The sequence below is a fragment of the Arthrobacter sp. UYEF21 genome (assembly GCF_040546085.1).
Taxonomy (GTDB): Bacteria; Actinomycetota; Actinomycetes; order Actinomycetales; family Micrococcaceae; genus Arthrobacter.
On the sequence record NZ_JBEPNF010000013.1, the window covers coordinates 42,484 to 60,303 of the forward strand.

Here is a 17,820-nt window from a genome sequence, read left to right on the forward strand (position 1 = left end):
CCCAACGGCTAGTCCCGCCGTCGGGCTCTGCTGTCTTCCGGCTGCCGAACCGGGGCACTTTGACTCGGACACGCCGCAGCTCGGGCCGCTGCGGCGGCCGATCACCCTCAATGTGCCCCGCGACGGCGTCCGACCGTGGCCCGCCACCAAAGGTCAGGTCCCAACGGGCCAAGGTGAGGGGAACGGCGGTGGTCCCAAGATCTCGATGCCGCCGTTCAGCCGCCCTGATTCACGGATCCGGTCAAAGTCAACGACACCGGCGGCGTCATGGTCGCCGAGTGGCTCGCTGGCGCCGTCATAGAAGGACTGGGCCGCACCTGGGGTTTGCAGGCACAGCATCCGCGTACCGTCCTGCAGCACTTTGAAGGCATGCGGAACACCCCGCGGAGCCATGGCCATCCCGCCTGCGGCCAGCCGGTGCTCGGTCCCGTCCATGTTCAGCAGGATCTCCCCGGCCAAGATGTACAGTGTCTCGTCGGAGTGCGGATGGGTATGCAGCGGGGTGACCTTGTTGAGGGCCATCGCGTCCTCGAAAAGCAGGAACGCGCCCGCTGTCTCGTCACGCGTTGCCTTCCACGTGTGCACGCCGCCGCCGAAAAACCACCGTTTATCGCCTTCGCCAGGCTGGCGAACTACTGGCTCATTCGTCGAATCCATGCTGATCGCCCCGATAATTTAGACTCGTGGGATTGATGTCCCATAACAAGACTGATGTACCATGAGAACCGTGTCAAGGCCTTATACCGACGGCGGGAGAACCAGCCAGAAGCACCGCACACGCGACGCTCTGGTGAACGCTGCCCGAAGCCTCGTCGCCGCCGGGATCTCACCCACTGTTGATGAGGCGGCACAGGCAGCTGGGATCGCCCGAAGCACGGCCTACCGCTACTTTCCCGGCCAGCGGGAACTGCTGGCTGCCGCCCACCCGGAAACCGCGCGTACATCGATGCTTCCGGCTGATCCGCCTGAAGGGGTGGCGGAACGGCTGGACGCCGTGGTTGTCGAATTCACTGGCATGATCCTGGAAACCGAGGCCCAGCAGCGGACCATGCTTCGACTGTCGCTGGAGCCGGCCGATGGACAGGAGCGGAGCCTGCCGTTGCGTCAGGGACGGGCCATCGCGTGGATTACCGAGGCGTTGGCCCCGCTGCAGGGAGACCTGTCCGACGATGAGATTCATCGGCTAGTGCTGGCGGTGCGCAGCGCCATCGGAATCGAATCCTTGGTCTGGCTGACCGATGTGGGCGGACTGAGCAGGGCGGATGCCGTCGCATCGATGCGATGGTCGGCCAACGCTCTCCTTAATCAGGCTTTGACGCAAGGACCGCCGCCCGCCTCATAATGCGCCTAACCGGGGCGCTTTGACACGGACACGCCGCACCTCGAGCCGCTGCGGGGTTCAGTCACCTTCAATGTGCCCCACGACGGCACCCCTGCCACGCCAGCTCGCAATGTGACGCAGGATTACCCCGCGTGAACTGGTGTTTCCGCGTCGTTGTTAGTGAATGTGCCGCGGCCCTACCGTTGATCCATGGCAATCCAGGATATTTACCCCACGGCGCTGCGGCTGCTCGGCCGTCCCGTGCTGGTGGTGGGCGGCGGCCCCGTGGCTTCGCGCCGCGCCAAGGGCCTGCTCGACGCCGGCGCACAGGTCACCGTCGTGGCTCCCGCTGCCTCGGCCGCGCTCCGCGAACTGGCCGACGCCGGCCTCCTCACCTGGACGCAGCGCACTTACCTCTGCACCGACATCGACGGCGTCTGGTTCGCCCAGACGGCCACCGGGGATTCCGCAGTGGACACCCAGGTAGCGGCCGACGCCGAGGCGCAGCGGGTTTGGTGCGTCAACGCCTCCGACCACGAAGCCTCCGCCGCGTGGACTCCCGCCGTCGCTGTAGTTGATGATGTGCACATCGCCGTGAACGCCGGGGGAGACCCGCGCCGCGCCATGGCCCTGCGCGATGCCGTCGCTACCGCGCTGGAAACCGGCGACCTCCCGCTGCGTCGACGTCGGGCCCACCGTGGGTCCGTCGCCCTCGTAGGCGGCGGCCCCGGCGACACCGGCCTCATCACCGTCCGAGGCCGCCGGCTCCTGGGCCAGGCCGACGTTGTGGTCGCGGACCGCCTCGGCCCACGCGAGTTGCTTAACGATCTCGCACCGGACGTCCGCGTGGTCGAAGTAGGCAAGACCCCCGGCCATCACCCTGTACCGCAGGCTGAGATCAACCGGATCCTGGTGGACGAGGCGCTCAAAGGCCACCGCGTGGTCCGGCTCAAAGGTGGCGACCCGTTTGTGCTGGGCCGCGGCGGCGAGGAAGCCGAATACTGCCGCCAGCACGGCGTCGAAGTGGAAGTGGTCTCCGGCGTTACGTCCGCGATCTCCGTTCCCGCGGCGGCCGGCATCCCCGTGACCCACCGCGGCCTGGCGAAGGGCTTCAGTGTGGTCACCGGCCACGAGGAACTCTCCGAGGTCCCGGCCCGGGCGGACCACACCATTGTGCTGCTGATGGGTGTGGGCCAGTTGCGGGAGTCGGCGTCCGCCCTGGGCACAGCCGGTCTGCCCGCGGACACCCCGGTTGGTATTGTTGAAAACGGCTATTTGCCTAATCAGCGCGTGACGATTGGCACCCTCGGTTCCATCGCTGACCAGGCGGAAGCCGCCGGCGTCGCAAATCCTGCCGTGATTGTGATTGGCGACGTCGTCCGCGTCAGCCCGTTCGCGCCGTCGCACTTCAGGACCGCCAATTACAGCACCATCGCCCCGAACAGCCCCCGAGTCCTGACCACCTAGTCGGGCCGGAACGAACAAAAGGAACACAGCCGTGTCATCAAGCACCTCCGTAGGATCTGCCGAGCGTCCGCTGCGCGTTGCCGTTGTGGGCTCCGGCCCGGCCGGCGTCTACGCCGCGGACATCCTCACCAAGAGCGAAGCCGTCAAGAGCGGCGAGCTGACCGTGAGCATCGACCTCTTTGACCGTTACCCGGCACCCTACGGCCTGATCCGCTACGGCGTGGCCCCGGACCACCCGCGCATCAAGGGCATCGTCAACGCCCTGCACAAGGTCCTGGACCGCGGCGACATCCGGTTCTTCGGCAACGTGGACTACGGCACGGACCTCTCCATCGAGGACCTCCGCACCCACTACGACGCCGTCATCTTCGCCACCGGCGCCATCAAGGACGCGGACCTGAACATCCCCGGCATCGAGCTGGACGGCTCATACGGCGGCGCGGATTTTGTTTCCTGGTACGACGGACACCCGGACGTGTCCCGCGATTGGCCGCTGGACGCCAAGGAAATCGCCGTGATCGGCAACGGCAATGTGGCCCTGGACGTGGCCCGTGTCCTGTCCAAGCACGCCGATGACCTGCTGGTTTCGGAAATTCCGGACAACGTTTACGCCGGCCTGAAGGACTCGCCCGTCACGGACGTCCACGTCTTCGGCCGCCGCGGCCCCGCTCAAGTGAAGTTCACCCCGCTGGAGCTCCGCGAGCTGTCCCATTCCAAGGACGTGGACATCATCCTCTACGCCGAGGACTTCGAGTTCGACGAGGAATCGGACCGCCAGATCCAGAGCAACAACCAGACCAAAACCATGGTGGGCACCCTCACCAACTGGATCGCCGAGCAGCCCGAGGACCTTTCCGAGCTCACGGCTTCCCGCCGCCTGCACCTGCACTTCCTGCACAGCCCCGTTGAAATTTACGACGACGCCGACACCCCCGGCCGCGTTGCGGGCATGAAGTTCGAGCGCACCGAGCTGGACGGCACCGGCAACGCCCGCGGCACCGGCGAGTTCGTGGACTACCCGGTCCAGGCCGTGTACCGGGCCATCGGCTACTTCGGTTCCGCCCTGCCGGAGATCGAATTCGACCACAAGAAGGGTGTTGTCCCGAACGACGGCGGCCGCGTCCTGGATGCCGCCGGCACCCATGTGCCGGGCATCTACGCCACCGGCTGGATCAAGCGCGGACCTGTCGGTCTCATCGGCCACACGAAGGGCGACGCACTCGAAACCGTGACCTACCTGCTGGAAGACCGCGAAAACCTTCCGGTGGCCGAGGCACCCGAGGCGGACGCCGTCGTCGAACTATTGGACGCCCGCGGCGTGATGTTCACCAGCTGGGAAGGCTGGCTGGCCCTGGACGCCCATGAGCTGGCGCTGGGTGCCGCAGCCACCGAGGCTGGCGGATCGCACGGCGTTGAGGTCAAGCGTGAGCGCATCAAGGTGGTGCCGCGCGAGGACATGGTTGCCATCTCCCGGGACGGCGTAGCTGCCTCCGTCTAAAGCCTGCGCCGTTCCGGACAAAACAGTGCAACGGGGCCCACGCCCGCAGGGTTCCCTGGCCGAGCTCGCGAGGCTAGGGTGCGGGTGGGGAGGGTCACTTCCTGCCCACCCGAAGGGGGTTTATTGGGCCGTAAGTGACGCCGCGTTGCTTTAAAGCGGCGTGGCGTTCAACGCCCGGCTGAGCGTCCCGCCCCGCCTGCGGCCATCAGTTCCAGCCGCTTGAGCGTCTCGCGGTTCCGAAGGTCGATCAGGGGGTTTCGGACCGCTTTCGGCACCAGCTTGCCGGGTCCGCGGATGGCGTCCTCGGCGATGGTGACGCGGCATTGGGTGCCCAGGTCCTCCAAAGTGATCACCACTTTGGCCTCGCCCAATGGCCACCCCCGCGCCACCAGTTCGAGCGAGCGGCCGGATTCGACGGCGGACACCCGGGTGCTGTCGTTGATCACCAGCGGCCAGGCGCCCACGGAGTGGTGGAGCCTTGAGCCGGGTCCGGGCCAGTGCGCGTCGACGGCCCGGATCCGTGACGCGCCCACCACCCAGCCCGAGTACAGCCACCCGGCGGCGATCACGTTCCAGACATCCTCGGCCGGGGAGTTGAATAAACGGTTCACGGTGGACATTTGCGTTCCTTCGTTCGGTGGTGGGACTTGGCACGCCCGGCAGGGCCTGCACGCAGCCGCGCCGGCCACATCCGTGGTCACATCCGCCCGAACCGGGCCCGGACCAGTGCGAAGAGGCCGTAGCAGATGAAGCCGGCCCCGATCGCGACGAGCAGATACGGGCCGAACGGGTGGTCGCGGAGTGCCTTCAGGCTGCCGTCAAGCCCGGTGGATTCTTCAGGGGTGTGCTTCGCGGCGGCGATGACAAAGAGCAGCCCGGCCAAGTTGAGCGCGATGCCTTTGGCCACGTGCCCTGTGACACCCAGGGAATCGATCAGTTTTCCGCGGCGGGTGCCCTCAAAGCGGAAAAGTTCTTCCTTGAACCCGCGCCGCAGCCCCTTGATCACGAAGTAGATGCCCACGCCCATGATGGTCAGGCCGAGTGCCACCAGCACAGGCAGCCCGAATGGCGTGTTCAGGATTGCGGTGCTGAAATCACGTGTGGTGTCGCCCGAATCGCCTCGCATGCCGACGGCGAACCCCGCGAAGCTGAGCCCCACGCTCCCGTAGGCAACGGCCAGAAATCCGGAGGAGACCAGCTTCCCGAGCCGTTTCGCCCGGGGCAAGTGCCGGGCACGGACAGTGGCTTCGCTCAGCTGCCACAACGCCAGACCGGAGCAACCCACCACACACGACCACAGCACAGCCGGTCCCCACGGGTTTGCGGCCAGCTGCCCGATGGCCCCGGTAGCTTCCGCCTGGCCCGGCTGCCCGAAGGCAAGGGAGATGGCAATGGCACCGACGATGATGTGCAGCAGGGCCATCACCGCGAATCCTGAGCGCGCCACAATGTCCAGCGCCTTGGTATCCGACGCTTCCTCGACGGCGTCTGCCGCCTCCCTGATGCTGGATTCCCCGTCTGCCATGGCCTAGCCGTTCATGGGCCCCTCTGCGTGCAGCTTGCCGGCGCCGGGACCCTCAACATGGATTGTGCAGCGTACCACCAGCTTGCCCGGGGCGTGATCCAGTTCCGCGAGGCTGTCGTCCGCACTCAGTGCGGAGAGGACTTCAGAGCCCGAGACCACGGCGACCCCCTTGGCCTGGGCCGTCGCCCTGGCGTTCTCCGAGGCTTCGCGTTCCAGGCCTGCCAAGTCACCGCCGTCATTTTCCCGGACGGGGTCGCCAAACGCCCAGCCGAACAACGTCCCTGTTCCCATGGCGACGATGTTACGCGTATCCGCTGCTGAAGACAGGGTTTCGTAACATTAGTAAGTGTGCTTACGATGGCATGAGCTTGACCTACAAGGGACCAGTTAGACCGCACCAGCGGCATTTCGGAACCAGTACAACGTGAGGAATACACCATGGCAGGAAATCTTATTGCCCGCTCCGTCCACGACCTGACGGCTGCGGCGTGGTTCGGCGGGTCACTGATGGGCGCTATCGGGCTGAATGGGGCGGCTGCGGAGGCCAAGGACCCGGCCGAACGTACCCGTCTCTCCAGTGAAGGCTGGATGAAGTGGGCCCCGGTCCAGACGGCGGCCTTCGCCTCCCATCTGGCGGCCGACCTCGCCATTGCCTGGGAGAACAAGGACCGTATCGCCAAGCAGGACGGCGTGGCCCGCGACACTGTGGTCAAGACGGCAGTCACGGTGGCGGGCGCGGCCGTGACACTGTACGCGGGCATCCTCGGCAAGAAGGTGGAGAAGCTCGCGGACGAGGGTGCGCGGGGCGCCACTGAGCCCAGCCCGCAGGCGTCCGATGAGCTGAAGACGGCACAGCAGCAGCTCAAAATCCTTCAGTGGGCCATCCCCGCCTTCGCCGGCGCCGTGATCATCCTCGGCGCCAAGCACGGCGAGATGCAGCGGCCCAAAAATGTGTTCGCGGGGCTGCGCCCGTAGCGTTTTACGGCGCACCCGCAGCAGCTCTCAACGCGATAAGGCGCGACGGCGGTCCGGCACGTGGGTGCCGGGCCGCCGTCGTGCGTGTTGCCTGGGATGCACAGATGTGCCTGAGATGCGCAGATTCGCCGGCGCACCTGATATAGCCAGTGCGCCCGGGAATGTGCGCGTCGACATTGAAGAGCCGGCGCGAAATCCGCGAGGCCGTCAGGCGGGCTCGGCGCGCAACCTGGCTGGGGCCGAAGCAAAAGGCTGGACTACGCCCGCAGCCACTCCGCGCAGGAGTTGAGGTTCTGGCTGACGCTGGCCACGGCGGCGGCGGCGTCGTGGGCCTCAATGGCATCCACCAGGGCGCCGTGGCCCTCGTTCGTCAGTCCATCCAGGCGGCCCCTGCGTTGCTGATTGAGCATATCCTGGTGGAACACGTCGCCGAAGCTGACGTAGAGCTCGTGCAGCAGCGGGTTCGCGGACGCCTGGGCCACATGCGCGTGGAAGTCCCAGTCCGCCCGGGCCCACCCCTCGAAGTCGGCCGCGTTCCAGGCGACCTCCCGGGTGGCGAGCACGGCACGCAGGGCGGAGACGTCGTCGGCCGTTGCATTCCTGGCGGCGAGGCGGGCGGCCTGCGTGTCCAGGCCGAGCCTGACTTCGAGAATGTGTTCGTCGGTGTGGTCCTGATAAATCCGGCGGGCGGCGCCGGAGATTTCGCTGGTGGCCCGGACGTACGTGCCGTCGCCGCGGCGGACTTCCAGCATCCCGCTGTGGGCCAGGGCCTTGATGGCTTCGCGGAGCGTGCCGCGGGAGACGCCCAGGCCCTGGACCAGTTCAGTCTCTGAGGGAATGCGCTGGTCCAGCGGCCATTCGCCCGAGTGGATCATCAGCCGGAGTTTGGCCGTGACCTCGTCGGCGAGGGGCTGGCGGTGCGAAGTGCTCAGGGTCATGGAATCCTACCTTTTCCGGGCGGCGATGGGGCTGCGCGAGATCAGGTGGGCCACCATAACCTGGACCACCGCGAGGCCCAGGAGCAGTGCCACCGGCAGGGTCCAGCTCCCGGTGCTGCCGTACAGCAGGCCGGCGCCGAAGGGGCCCGCCGTGGCCAGCAGGTAGCCGGTGGACTGCGCCAGCGTGGACAGGGCCGTCGTTTCGGCGGTGCTTGTCCCGCTGCGGCTGATCATCACCATCACCAGCGGGAAAATGCCCAGGCCAAAGCCGAGCAGGACAGTGGGGATGACGGCCAGGCCCACGGGCAGGAACAGCAGCGACGCCAGGCCGGCCACCATGATCAGGCTGACAATGTACAGAGCCGGCCGCAGCATCCCGGGCCGCGAGCCGATGGCGATGATCACCATGCCGGCGGGCGCTGAAACCAGCTGCATCAGCGCGTACAGCAGGCCGCTGTCCGCCGCATTGAGGCCCATGCTGATCAGCATCGAGGGGAACCAGCTGATGAGCGCATAGGCGAGCAGCGCCTGCAGGGTGAAGATCGCGGTTAGCAGTTGGCCTTTCCGGGTGCGCAGCAGGGGCCACGGCGAGATGTGGGCTGCCGTGCTGCGGACGCGGTTCCGGTGCGTGTGCAGCACCATGGGGAGGAAACCCAGGAACGCCGCCACTGCCAGGAATCCGATCGTGCCAATCGCTGAGGAGGGTGAGCCGAGCGCCAGCGCCATCGGGACCACCGCCACGGCTGTGACAGTGGCGCCGGTGGTCATGGTCACGGTGTACAGCGCCGTCATCATCGAGGTGTGGTGGGCAAAGTGCTCGCGGATGAACGACGGCATCGCCACGTTGCAGACCGCCAGGCCGGACATCCCAATCACCGTGCCCGCCAGCAGCATGCCCGTCGCAGGGATGCCGCGCAGCAGCAGCCCGCCGGCCAGGAATGCCAGTGCCAGCAGGATGGCCTTCTCAACACCCAGCCGTCCGGTCAGCCAGGAAGTTGCCGCCCCCGCCACCGCAAAACAGAGGGTTGGGATGGACGGAATGATGGCCGCCACCAGCGGTCCGTAGCCCAGGACCTGCTGCAGATCGTGCAGGAGGGCAGACGCGCCGGCAATCCCGGCGCGCAGGTTCAATCCGATGAGCACCAGCGCAAGGACCCCGAGGACGACGGCGGACCGCGGCTTGGGCGGTGAGGATTCCAGGGCAGGGGTTGCGGAAACGGCGGCGGGCATTACATAAGGTTAGACGTTAGACGTTTGATGTCTAGGGTTCTGTGGCGAACCTCTCCCGGCTGTTCATGTGGGCATTAGACTCGGGCCAGCCCAACTTAAGCCGTGGGCCCCAGCCAAAAGGAAGGACGGCTGAGCATGTCTTCCCGGGAAGTTGAGGTCGAAAAGAAGTACGTCGTCGGCGATGACGCCGGAGTGCCGGACCTCGCGGAAGTCCCAGGTGTGGCCCGCGTGGGGGAACCACACGAGGATACCCTGGAAGCTGTCTACTTCGACACGGAGCGCCATGCCCTCGCAGCCCGCGGCATCACGCTCCGCCGCCGCACTGGAGGGTCCGACGCCGGCTGGCACCTGAAGCTGCCTCTGGAGAACTTCGAGGGTTCGGGCAGCGCCGGCTCGGCTTCAGGACCCCAGCGCCGCCGCGAGCTTCATGCCCCGCTGGGCCAGCCCGGCGTCGTGCCTGACAGCCTGCTGGCACACGTGCTGGCGTACCTCCGTGGCGACGCCCCTGCGCCGGTGGTCCGGCTGGAAACCAGGCGCACCACCTACCCGCTCTATGGTGACGACGGTGTCCACCTCGCGGACCTGGCCGATGACCGCGTCAGCGCCCAGATCCTCGGAAGCACCGCCGAGCCCGGTGCGGAACGCCAGCCACAGCAGTGGCGGGAGTGGGAACTCGAACTGGTGCACGGCAGCCAGGACCTGTTCCCAGCCGCCGGGGAGATCCTGGCCGCCGCGGGGGCCCGCCCGGCCGGGCACGGTTCCAAGCTGGCGAAAGCCCTGCGGGGAGCGGTCACGGCGGCCGGCCCTGAAGCCCAGGCCCCCGGCCCGGCGTCCAAACCGCCAAGCAGGAAGGGACCGGTTTCGGACCTTGCTATCGCCTACCTGGCAGCGCAGATCAGCGAAATCCTGGCGCACGATCCCGGCGTGCGGCTGGAGGGGCCCGAAGCGGTGCATAACCTTCGCTCGGCCGCCCGCCGCGCCCGGTCTGTGCTCGCGGCCTACCGGCGGCTCTACAGCGCCGTCACCGTGCGGCGGCTCCGCGAGGAACTGAAATGGCTCGGGCAGGTGCTGGGATCGCCGCGCGACGCCGAAGTGATGCTTGGCCGGCTCCGCGGGCACGCGGCGGAGCTACACCCGGAGCCTGCCTCGAAGGCTGCGGCGGACAGGCTGGAACAGGAACTCGGCAATGCCCTGGACACCGCCTACCGGAAACTCCAGAAAGCGCTGCTTTCCGAACGGTACTTCCGGCTCCTGGATGACCTCGAAGCGTTCCGGGATCATCCTCCGGTCCGGCCGGACGCCGCAGCACCGGCCCGCACAGCTTCGGGCAAAATCGCAGGCAAAGCCGCCAAACGGTTGCAGCGCGCGGCCCGGACGGCCAAGCGTGCCCGCCGGGGAACCCAGCACGAGACCGCCCTCCACCAGGTCCGCAAGGATGCCAAACGGCTGCGGCACGTGGCGGAATCCGTAGTCCCCGTGCACGGCAAACGCGCCAGGAAGATTGCCAAAGCCGCGCAGCGCCAGCAGAAGATCCTCGGCGATTTTCAGGACAGTGTGGTGGCCCGCGACCTGCTCGCCAGGCTCACCGCGGCCCCGGACCTCTCCAACGACATCGCCTCGGCCTACGTCACGCTCCACGCCCGGCAGGTCCAGCTGGCAGCTGAGGCCGAAGCCAAGTATTGGAAAGCCCGCAAAGAGTCCCGCCACCTCCTGCAACGCGGGGTCAGATAACGCCGCCTGGAGGGGCATTGTTGGGCGTGGAGTGACCCCGCGTTGCAGTTGGTTAGGTAGTTAGGGAGGTCAGCCGCCTTGCCGGGCGCCGAGCCTGGCCACGGCCAGGGCGAGCCACAGCTGCACCCGGTCCGCCGTGACGGCGGGGTCGTAGCCGGTCAGTTCGGTGATCTGTGCCAGCCTGTAGCGGACGGTGTTCCGGTGCAGGGTCAGGGCTTCGGCGACGGCGGCCACTGACCCGTTGTTGGTGAGGTAGCTTTCCAGCGTGGTCATCAGCTCCGAGCCGTGGGCCGCATCAAAGGTACGCAGCGGACTCAGGGATTCGTTGGCCATGTCAGCCAGGGGGACGTCTTCGCTGGCCAGCAGCAGCGACGTCAAACTCAGGCGTTCCGGTTCGTTCACCGGCAGGCCATGGCTGGCCGCGTCCCGGGCCTCGAAATAGCTCCAGCGCAGGCCGTTCGGCTTCATGTACGCGCCGCCGATGCCGATCGTCGCGTGGATCCCCGCCTCGGCCAGGTGGTCGCTGAGTTGCCGCGCCAGCGCAGGCGCCGCGCCGCCGTCGTCGTGCACCACAACCACCAGGTCCTGCCCGACGACGGCGGCCGCCGCGTTCTCCAGAACCTGCGGCACGGAGGTGGTCACCAGGGCCTTGTGATGCGCGGCGGAAACCGCCAGCAACACCACGTTCCTGCGGGTGCTGTTCAGGCCTACGCCCGCCAGCCGGCGCTGGGCCTCGCTGGTCTCCAGAGCGCCGTGGATGACGTCCTCCAGGACCTGGCCGCACAGGGCGCGCCGGGCCTGGCGCTGTTTGCCCATGTTGTTCAGCTCCACGCTGATCAGGTTCTGGGCGTAGCCGATGATGCCGGAATCCTCGAAGGGCTGGCGGACCCACAGGGTGCAGGCATCGCGGCGGCCGGTGGGAATCGGGAAGGAGGCCCAGGTGTCTGCCGCGGGCGGTTCGGTGCTGCTGTTGTAGAGATGGGCGGTGAACTGGGTGAGGGCAACGTCGGTGCGAAGCATGCCGCCGAGGTGTTTCAGGAGCTGGCCCAGGCCGCCGCCGGTGAGGAGCGCTCGCGCCAGAACCTGGTGGCCGGCGATCAGCCGCTCCAGCTTGGCTACATGATCGGCGGACTGCGCGTCGGCCACCAGCTTTCCGATGGCGATGAACGGCGTCTCGTAGGGGACCCGGACCACCGGAAGCCCCCAGCGGTTGGCCTCGGCAATCAGGGCCGGCGGAACATCGTCGTGCGTTAACCCGGTGCCGAACCCGATCCCCACAGCGCCCGCGCGCTGGACCTGGCGGACGAACCGCCTCTGCTCCGGCGCGGACCGCAGCCGCATGCCGGTGGTCAGGACGAGTTCCCCGCCGTTGAGGAAGCGCTGCGGATCCTCCAGTTCCGTGACGGCCACCCAGTTGATGTCGTGGTGCCAGGTGGTTTCAGCCAGGCCAGCCCTGGACAGGCCGAGGGACTGCACGCCGAGCAGCATCGCGAGGGAAATGGCCATAACTCAAGGATAGCCAGGCGTTGGCCGACCGCACTAAGCCTGGGCCCAAACGGTGTGCAGGTGGCTATTCCCTGGTGCGGGGCTGGGGCATAGGCTCAGAGCAGCCGAAAACATCGCGCCGGCTCTGGTTTTTCCCTGAAAGAGGTTGTACATCGTGGTTCAGACCTTGCAGAACTTCATCAACGGTGAGTTTGTCACCCCGGCCGGCACCGGCCTGCTGGACATCGTCAATCCCACCAACGGTGATGTGGTGGCGAAGTCACCAGTCTCGGTGCAGGCAGACGTCGACGCCGCCATGACCGCCGCCAAGGATGCCTTCAAGAGCTGGAAGCACGTCACCCCGGGGCGGCGCCAGCTGATGCTCCTCAAGCTTGCCGACGCCGTCGAAGCCAACAGCGACGAACTGGTGGAGGCGCAGCACCGCAACACCGGCCAGGTCCGCAGCCTGATCGCTGCCGAGGAAATCGCCGCCGGCGCCGACCAGCTCCGCTTCTTTGCCGGGGCGGCCCGCATCCTGGAAGGCAAGTCCGCCGGCGAATACTTCGAAGGCCACACCTCCTTCGTCCGCCGCGAACCTATCGGCGTGGTGGCCCAGGTGGCACCGTGGAACTACCCCTTCCTGATGGCCATCTGGAAGATCGGACCCGCCCTCGCCGCCGGCAACACGGTGGTACTCAAGCCCTCTGACACCACGCCGGAATCCACTCTGGTGCTGGCCCGGCTGGCCGGCGAAATCCTCCCCGCCGGTGTGCTGAACGTGGTGCTGGGAACCGGCGAAACCGGCGCCCTGATGGTGGAGCACAAGGTCCCCGGCCTGGTCTCCATCACCGGTTCGGTCCGGGCCGGCATCGCCGTGGCCTCCGGCGCCGCGAAGGGCCTCAAGCGCGCCCACCTGGAACTCGGCGGCAAGGCCCCGGCCATCGTGTTCAAGGACGCGGACATCAAAAAGAGCGCCGCGGCCATCGCCGAATTCGCGTTCTTCAATGCGGGCCAGGACTGCACCGCCATCACCCGGGTGCTCGTGGAGGATTCGGTCCACGACGACGTGGTGGCAGCCATGGTGGAGCACACCAAGACCCTGCACACCGGCTCGCAGAACGATGAAGACAACTACTTCGGCCCGCTGAACAACGTGAACCACTTCAACGCCGTCACCTCCGTGGTGGAGCACCTCCCGGAGAACTGCAAAATTGTCACCGGCGGCCACCGCGCGGGGGAGAAAGGCTTCTTCTTCGAACCCACCATCGTCACCGGCGCCAGGCAGACAGACGACATCGTGCAGAAGGAAACCTTCGGCCCGGTCATCACGGTGCAGAAATTCAGCACCGAGGCGGAGGCTCTGGAGCTGGCGAACGACGTCGACTACGCCCTCGCCTCCAGCGTCTGGACGTCCGACCACGGCACGGCCATGCGGATGAGCCGCGACCTGGACTTCGGCGCCGTCTGGATCAACACCCACATCCTCCTCACCGCCGAAATGCCCCACGGCGGATTCAAGCAGTCCGGCTACGGCAAGGACCTCTCCATGTACGGAGTGGAAGACTACACGCGCATCAAGCACGTGATGTCCGCCCTCGACGCCTAACCATTTCCCGGTGGTTGAGCCTCCCCACCGGCGCCCTAACCTCGCTTCGCTTCGGCCAGGGAACCCTGCCGGCGGGGGCCCATTCAGTAAAGAAAGTAGACTCCCGTGAGCACCACAGCAAGTGAAATCACCTTCCGCCTGGAGCAGAAGCGCCGCGTTCAGGCCGACTTCCCGGGCCCCAAGTCCATTGCCCTGACCGAACGCCGCCGGGCCGTGGTTGCCGCCGGCGTCGCCTCGAGTGTCCCGGTGTATGTGGCGGATGCCGACGGCGGGATCATCCATGACGTAGACGGCAACTCCTTCATCGACCTCGGCTCGGGCATCGCGGTGACCAGCGTCGGCGCGTCCGATCCCGCCGTCGTCGGGGCCGTGAAGGAAGCGGTGGGGCACTTCACCCACACCTGTTTTATGGTCACCCCCTATGAGAGCTACGTTGCCCTCGCCGAGCAGCTGAACCGGCTCACCCCCGGTGACCACGAGAAGCGGACCGTGCTGTTCAACTCCGGTGCCGAGGCAGTGGAGAACGCCGTCAAGGTGGCGCGCCTGGCCACGGGGCGCGACGCCGTCGTCGCCTTTGACCACGCCTACCACGGCCGCACCAACCTGACCATGGCACTGACCGCCAAGGCCATGCCGTATAAAACCAACTTCGGCCCGTTCGCGCCCGAGGTCTACCGCATGCCGATGAGCTACCCGTACCGCGAGGAAAACCCGAAGATCACCGGTGCCGAGGCCGCACAGCGGGCCATCACCATGATCGAAAAGCAGATCGGCGGCGACCAGGTCGCTGCGATCATCATCGAACCGATCCAGGGTGAGGGCGGCTTCATTGTCCCGGCCGACGGGTTCCTCCCGGCACTGGCTGACTGGGCCAAGGACAAGGGCATCGTGTTCATTGCCGACGAAGTCCAGTCCGGCTTCTGCCGCACTGGTGAGTGGTTCGCCGTGAACCACGAAGGCGTTGTCCCGGACATCATCACCATGGCCAAGGGCATCGCCGGCGGCATGCCGCTGTCCGCGATCACCGGCCGCGCCGATCTGCTCGACGCCGTCCACCCGGGCGGCCTGGGCGGCACCTACGGCGGCAACCCGGTGGCCTGTGCCGCGGCCTTGGCGGCCATCGGCTCCATGGAGGAATACGACCTCGCCGGGCGGGCCCGCCACATCGAGGAGCTCGCCACAGGGCGGCTCCGTGAACTGCAGGCAGAACTGGCCGCCGCCGGTTCCGCCGTCATCGGCGACATCCGGGGCCGCGGCGCCATGCTGGCCATCGAACTGGTCCAGGCCGGCTCCAAGGCACCGAACCCGGAACTTACCAAAGCTGTTGCCGACGCCTGCCTCAAGGAAGGCGTCGTCATCCTCACCTGCGGCACGTACGGCAACGTGATCCGCCTCCTGCCGCCGCTGGTCATCACCGATGAACTGCTGAGCGACGGCCTGGGCGTCCTGGCTGCGGTCATCAAAGCCAACGTGTAAGGGCGTAAGTAGATCCACATGTAAGTACGAAAAAGGCAGCCCCCCGCCATGCGGGGGGGGCTGCCTTTTTCGTTGTCCTGGGGTCTCGCCTGGGGCAGGTACCTAATGCCCCCTCCCTAGTCATGGGCAACTACCTAATTCCCGGGCCCTACAAGGGCACTTTCCGTAAGTACCCGAAAGAATCTTTTAGAGTACCGGCTACTCGTGTTTGGCGTTCGGAACGATACGTAACTTGGAGCTACCAACGGGCCCGTCAACGGCTCCTGGAAGGCCCAACTCTGAGGAGACTCGTCATGAAACCGCGCGACAGTATCGAAACACCGGAGACGAGATTGGGGAGCGTCGTCGATGTTTCCGGCCTGATACGTCGCCGCCCGGCCTCAGAACTCGGAGCCCAGTTCCCACTCCTGTCAGCCGCCTGGTAAAGACGATGCCGTCCGAAGGCGCCTGACGACAGGGACTTCCACCTACACAGGGTCCTTGGACGCCGACCTGGCTACGCCCCCGAAGCGGAAGCGACGACCCAAAGCCAATGAACACCTTGCCCGAGACAGGGGAAATGCAATGACTCAGCTTTCAACGGACACCGAGGATCGGACCAGCGGCACCGCCGCCGCTTGCACGGGTCCCGCAGGGGAGGGACTCCGATGACGCATATCGAGAGCGTCGCCGTGGTTGCACAGGCGACCTTCGGCCGGGATGGCGCGATGTTCGAGAGCCTGCTCGGCTTCGTGTCTCAGCTGAGCGTGGTGCTGTGGGGCCTGGTGATCCTCACTGTGGTCCTCCGCTTTGTCGGCATCCGGAGCTATCGGCACGGCGCCGCCCGCAAGGCTCGCAGGGCCCTCGTCGAAACCCTGGCGCCGAGCGCTGCCGATCCGGCCGCCGCTGTGCCCACCGCCACGGCCGTGATCGACCTTGTCCAGCCGGACACCGGCCGGCTGACCGGCGCCGGACAGGTCCGCCTGAGCATGTACGGGCCCACTGCGGCCGAGAAGGACGCTAAGCTCGTCCACACTGAGCTCGTCAACGCCCTGACGATCGACGCCGGCACGAACGCCACGATCGAACAGGTCCTGCAGCCGGCCGAGGCGCCGGCCGCCGTCGCCACGTCCGTGAACGTGCCGCGCCACGAGCCTCGCAAGTGGCGGACCGGGCACCGGTCCGCCGCGAAAGTGACCGCGCTTGCCACCAACTCCACCGAGGCCTGAGCATGGACATCGCGCTCGTGACGTTCTGGCTGTTCGCCGGCGTCAGCATTCTCTACGTCATCCACTTCGGCCTGTACATGGTGGGCGCCAATTTCTACGACGTCTGGCAACAGCGGCGGAAGGGGATGACGGGCGTGCGGCTCCCAGCCCAATACGGGGCGGAGTGCGCGGCGACAGCCACCTGGACCCGCCGTGCCCTCCCCGAGGTGCCCGGGCTGGTCTCCATCGTCATCGCCGCCCACAACGAAGAGGCGGTGATTGTTCGGACGCTCGACTCCATCCGGCGGAGCACTCACCGCTCCCTCGAGGTCCTCCTAGCGGATGACGCGTCCGCCGACCTCACCGGTCGGCTGGTCCGCGACTACCAGGTGCGTCACCCGGACATGGACCTGCGCATCGTGCGGATGCGCAAGAACGTCGGCAAGGGTGCTGCGCTCAACTCGGCGCTTCGCCGGCACGCGCGGGGTCAGTTCGTGATGACGCTCGACGCCGACTCGGTCATCGCGTCGGACACCATCGCGAACGCGCTGTCCTACTTCGACGACCCGTTCGTGGCCGGTGTCGCCGCAAACGTGCAGATCCTGGAGGAGACGACGGTGCTCGGCATCCTGCAGCGGTTCGAGCACATGATCGGCTACCGCTCGAAGAAGCTTTACTCGCTGCTGAACTGCGAGTTCGTGGTGGGTGGGGTGGCCTCCACGTATCGGATGCGCGTGCTGCGCAAGGTCGGCTTCTACGACACGGACACCGTGACCGAGGACATCGGCCTGAGCGCGAAAATCACCAGCCTGGGCAACCGGCGCTTCCGGATGGTCTATGGCGCTGACGTGGTGGCGAAGACCGAGGGCGTGCTCACGCTCCGCGCGTTGGCGAAGCAGCGCTACCGCTGGAAGTACGGAAGCATCCAGAACCTCATCAAGTACCGCGGCATGATTCTCAACCCAAGCCGCCGGTACACCGGCACCCTGACTTACTATCGGATGCCGATGGCGCTGCTCAGCGAGTTCACGCTGCTCATCTCGCCCCTGGCCTGGACGTACGCGGTCTACTGGTCGCTGGTCACGCAGACGCCCGCACTGCTACTTGGTGCGTACGCGACCATCACCGCCTACACACTGGTGACGATCTGGATGGATGAGAACCTGACTGCGCGTGAACGCACCCGGCTGACCATCTACGCACCGACGGCGTACTTCCTGTTTTACATCATGGACCTGGTGCAGCTCACAGCGGCGCTTCGTTGCATCGTGCGCTCGCGCGGCCTGTTCCAGCGTCCCGAGATCAACACATGGAAGTCGCCTCAGCGGGCTGGCAGTACGGCGGTGGTAGCTCGTGCCGCGTAAGCGCCGGTTGGTTGTCC

General features: G+C 66.7%; 16 protein-coding genes. 9 read left to right on the forward strand and 7 right to left on the reverse strand.

Annotated features, from left to right (window positions below):
- Window positions 1-153: 153 nt before the first annotated feature.
- Window positions 154-657: a cupin domain-containing protein gene (locus ABIB27_RS13830; RefSeq protein ID WP_354216419.1), complete on the reverse strand. Its 504-nt coding sequence runs from the start codon at window positions 655-657 to the stop codon at window positions 154-156.
- Between the two features lie 61 nt (window positions 658-718).
- Here ABIB27_RS13830 and ABIB27_RS13835 point away from each other — a divergent pair, with 61 nt between their 5' ends.
- The 3 genes from ABIB27_RS13835 to ABIB27_RS13845 all read left to right on the forward strand — a co-directional run bounded on the left by ABIB27_RS13835 (window position 719) and on the right by ABIB27_RS13845 (window position 4,286).
- Window positions 719-1,342 (forward strand): TetR/AcrR family transcriptional regulator, encoded by a 624-nt coding sequence (locus ABIB27_RS13835; RefSeq protein WP_354216420.1) that lies wholly within the window; start codon window positions 719-721, stop codon window positions 1,340-1,342.
- 189 nt (window positions 1,343-1,531) lie between these two features.
- Window positions 1,532-2,788, forward strand: a complete 1,257-nt coding sequence (gene cobA, locus ABIB27_RS13840) for a uroporphyrinogen-III C-methyltransferase (protein WP_354216421.1) — start codon at window positions 1,532-1,534, stop codon at window positions 2,786-2,788.
- 31 nt (window positions 2,789-2,819) lie between these two features.
- A complete protein-coding gene (locus ABIB27_RS13845) occupies window positions 2,820-4,286 on the forward strand; it encodes an FAD-dependent oxidoreductase (protein ID WP_354216422.1) in 1,467 nt (488 codons plus the stop codon).
- 167 nt (window positions 4,287-4,453) lie between these two features.
- Here ABIB27_RS13845 and ABIB27_RS13850 read toward each other — a convergent pair whose 3' ends face one another.
- From ABIB27_RS13850 to ABIB27_RS13860, 3 genes are all read right to left on the reverse strand, one after another.
- Window positions 4,454-4,906 carry an SRPBCC family protein gene (locus tag ABIB27_RS13850; RefSeq protein ID WP_354216423.1) on the reverse strand — a complete coding sequence of 151 codons (453 nt, stop codon included), beginning with the start codon at window positions 4,904-4,906 and terminating at the stop codon, window positions 4,454-4,456.
- A gap of 77 nt (window positions 4,907-4,983) precedes the next feature.
- Window positions 4,984-5,811 (reverse strand): DUF1206 domain-containing protein, encoded by an 828-nt coding sequence (locus ABIB27_RS13855; protein WP_354216424.1) that lies wholly within the window; start codon window positions 5,809-5,811, stop codon window positions 4,984-4,986.
- A gap of 3 nt (window positions 5,812-5,814) precedes the next feature.
- Window positions 5,815-6,102, reverse strand: coding sequence for a hypothetical protein (locus ABIB27_RS13860; RefSeq protein ID WP_354216425.1), 288 nt, complete (start codon window positions 6,100-6,102; stop codon window positions 5,815-5,817).
- A gap of 147 nt (window positions 6,103-6,249) precedes the next feature.
- Between ABIB27_RS13860 and ABIB27_RS13865 the strand changes: the two genes are divergently transcribed.
- The gene (locus tag ABIB27_RS13865) at window positions 6,250-6,786 is read left to right on the forward strand and encodes a hypothetical protein (RefSeq protein ID WP_354216426.1); all 537 of its coding nucleotides are present in this window, start codon (window positions 6,250-6,252) and stop codon (window positions 6,784-6,786) included.
- 257 nt (window positions 6,787-7,043) lie between these two features.
- On the opposite strand, the gene ABIB27_RS13870 is transcribed toward ABIB27_RS13865, so the two are convergent.
- Together ABIB27_RS13870 and ABIB27_RS13875 are read right to left on the reverse strand one after the other, a co-directional pair.
- Window positions 7,044-7,724: a FadR/GntR family transcriptional regulator gene (locus ABIB27_RS13870; RefSeq protein WP_354216427.1), complete on the reverse strand. Its 681-nt coding sequence runs from the start codon at window positions 7,722-7,724 to the stop codon at window positions 7,044-7,046.
- A gap of 6 nt (window positions 7,725-7,730) precedes the next feature.
- The gene (locus ABIB27_RS13875) at window positions 7,731-8,954 is read right to left on the reverse strand and encodes an MFS transporter (RefSeq protein ID WP_354216428.1); all 1,224 of its coding nucleotides are present in this window, start codon (window positions 8,952-8,954) and stop codon (window positions 7,731-7,733) included.
- A 135-nt stretch (window positions 8,955-9,089) separates the two neighbouring features.
- Here ABIB27_RS13875 and ABIB27_RS13880 point away from each other — a divergent pair, with 135 nt between their 5' ends.
- The gene (locus ABIB27_RS13880) at window positions 9,090-10,685 is read left to right on the forward strand and encodes a CYTH and CHAD domain-containing protein (protein ID WP_354216429.1); all 1,596 of its coding nucleotides are present in this window, start codon (window positions 9,090-9,092) and stop codon (window positions 10,683-10,685) included.
- Between the two features lie 69 nt (window positions 10,686-10,754).
- On the opposite strand, the gene ABIB27_RS13885 is transcribed toward ABIB27_RS13880, so the two are convergent.
- Window positions 10,755-12,191, reverse strand: coding sequence for a PucR family transcriptional regulator (locus tag ABIB27_RS13885; RefSeq protein ID WP_354216430.1), 1,437 nt, complete (start codon window positions 12,189-12,191; stop codon window positions 10,755-10,757).
- A gap of 154 nt (window positions 12,192-12,345) precedes the next feature.
- Here ABIB27_RS13885 and ABIB27_RS13890 point away from each other — a divergent pair, with 154 nt between their 5' ends.
- The 4 genes from ABIB27_RS13890 (at window position 12,346) to ABIB27_RS13905 (ending at window position 17,803) form a co-directional block, all read left to right on the forward strand.
- On the forward strand, window positions 12,346-13,776 hold the full coding sequence (locus ABIB27_RS13890) for a gamma-aminobutyraldehyde dehydrogenase (protein WP_354216431.1): 1,431 nt from the start codon (window positions 12,346-12,348) through the stop codon (window positions 13,774-13,776).
- Window positions 13,777-13,881: 105 nt separating this feature from the next.
- Window positions 13,882-15,252, forward strand: coding sequence for a 4-aminobutyrate--2-oxoglutarate transaminase (gene gabT / locus ABIB27_RS13895; protein WP_354216432.1), 1,371 nt, complete (start codon window positions 13,882-13,884; stop codon window positions 15,250-15,252).
- Window positions 15,253-15,899: 647 nt separating this feature from the next.
- Complete coding sequence (locus tag ABIB27_RS13900; protein WP_354216433.1) at window positions 15,900-16,460, forward strand: hypothetical protein; 561 nt, start codon at window positions 15,900-15,902, stop codon at window positions 16,458-16,460.
- A gap of 2 nt (window positions 16,461-16,462) precedes the next feature.
- A complete protein-coding gene (locus ABIB27_RS13905; RefSeq protein ID WP_354216434.1) occupies window positions 16,463-17,803 on the forward strand; it encodes a glycosyltransferase family 2 protein in 1,341 nt (446 codons plus the stop codon).
- The last annotated feature ends 17 nt before the right edge of the window (window positions 17,804-17,820 follow it).

Bases quoted from the DNA above. Each gene is read 5' to 3' on its own strand.
- ABIB27_RS13830 (WP_354216419.1), bottom strand. From the start codon at position 657: ATGGATTCGACGAATGAGCCAGTAGTTCGCCAGCCTGGCGAAGGCGAT.
- ABIB27_RS13835 (WP_354216420.1), top strand. From the start codon at position 719: ATGAGAACCGTGTCAAGGCCTTATACCGACGGCGGGAGAACCAGCCAG.
- cobA (WP_354216421.1), top strand. From the start codon at position 1,532: ATGGCAATCCAGGATATTTACCCCACGGCGCTGCGGCTGCTCGGCCGT.
- ABIB27_RS13850 (WP_354216423.1), bottom strand. From the start codon at position 4,906: ATGTCCACCGTGAACCGTTTATTCAACTCCCCGGCCGAGGATGTCTGG.
- ABIB27_RS13855 (WP_354216424.1), bottom strand. From the start codon at position 5,811: ATGGCAGACGGGGAATCCAGCATCAGGGAGGCGGCAGACGCCGTCGAG.
- ABIB27_RS13860 (WP_354216425.1), bottom strand. From the start codon at position 6,102: ATGGGAACAGGGACGTTGTTCGGCTGGGCGTTTGGCGACCCCGTCCGG.
- ABIB27_RS13865 (WP_354216426.1), top strand. From the start codon at position 6,250: ATGGCAGGAAATCTTATTGCCCGCTCCGTCCACGACCTGACGGCTGCG.
- ABIB27_RS13870 (WP_354216427.1), bottom strand. From the start codon at position 7,724: ATGACCCTGAGCACTTCGCACCGCCAGCCCCTCGCCGACGAGGTCACG.
- ABIB27_RS13875 (WP_354216428.1), bottom strand. From the start codon at position 8,954: ATGCCCGCCGCCGTTTCCGCAACCCCTGCCCTGGAATCCTCACCGCCC.
- ABIB27_RS13880 (WP_354216429.1), top strand. From the start codon at position 9,090: ATGTCTTCCCGGGAAGTTGAGGTCGAAAAGAAGTACGTCGTCGGCGAT.
- ABIB27_RS13885 (WP_354216430.1), bottom strand. From the start codon at position 12,191: ATGGCCATTTCCCTCGCGATGCTGCTCGGCGTGCAGTCCCTCGGCCTG.
- ABIB27_RS13900 (WP_354216433.1), top strand. From the start codon at position 15,900: ATGACGCATATCGAGAGCGTCGCCGTGGTTGCACAGGCGACCTTCGGC.
- ABIB27_RS13905 (WP_354216434.1), top strand. From the start codon at position 16,463: ATGGACATCGCGCTCGTGACGTTCTGGCTGTTCGCCGGCGTCAGCATT.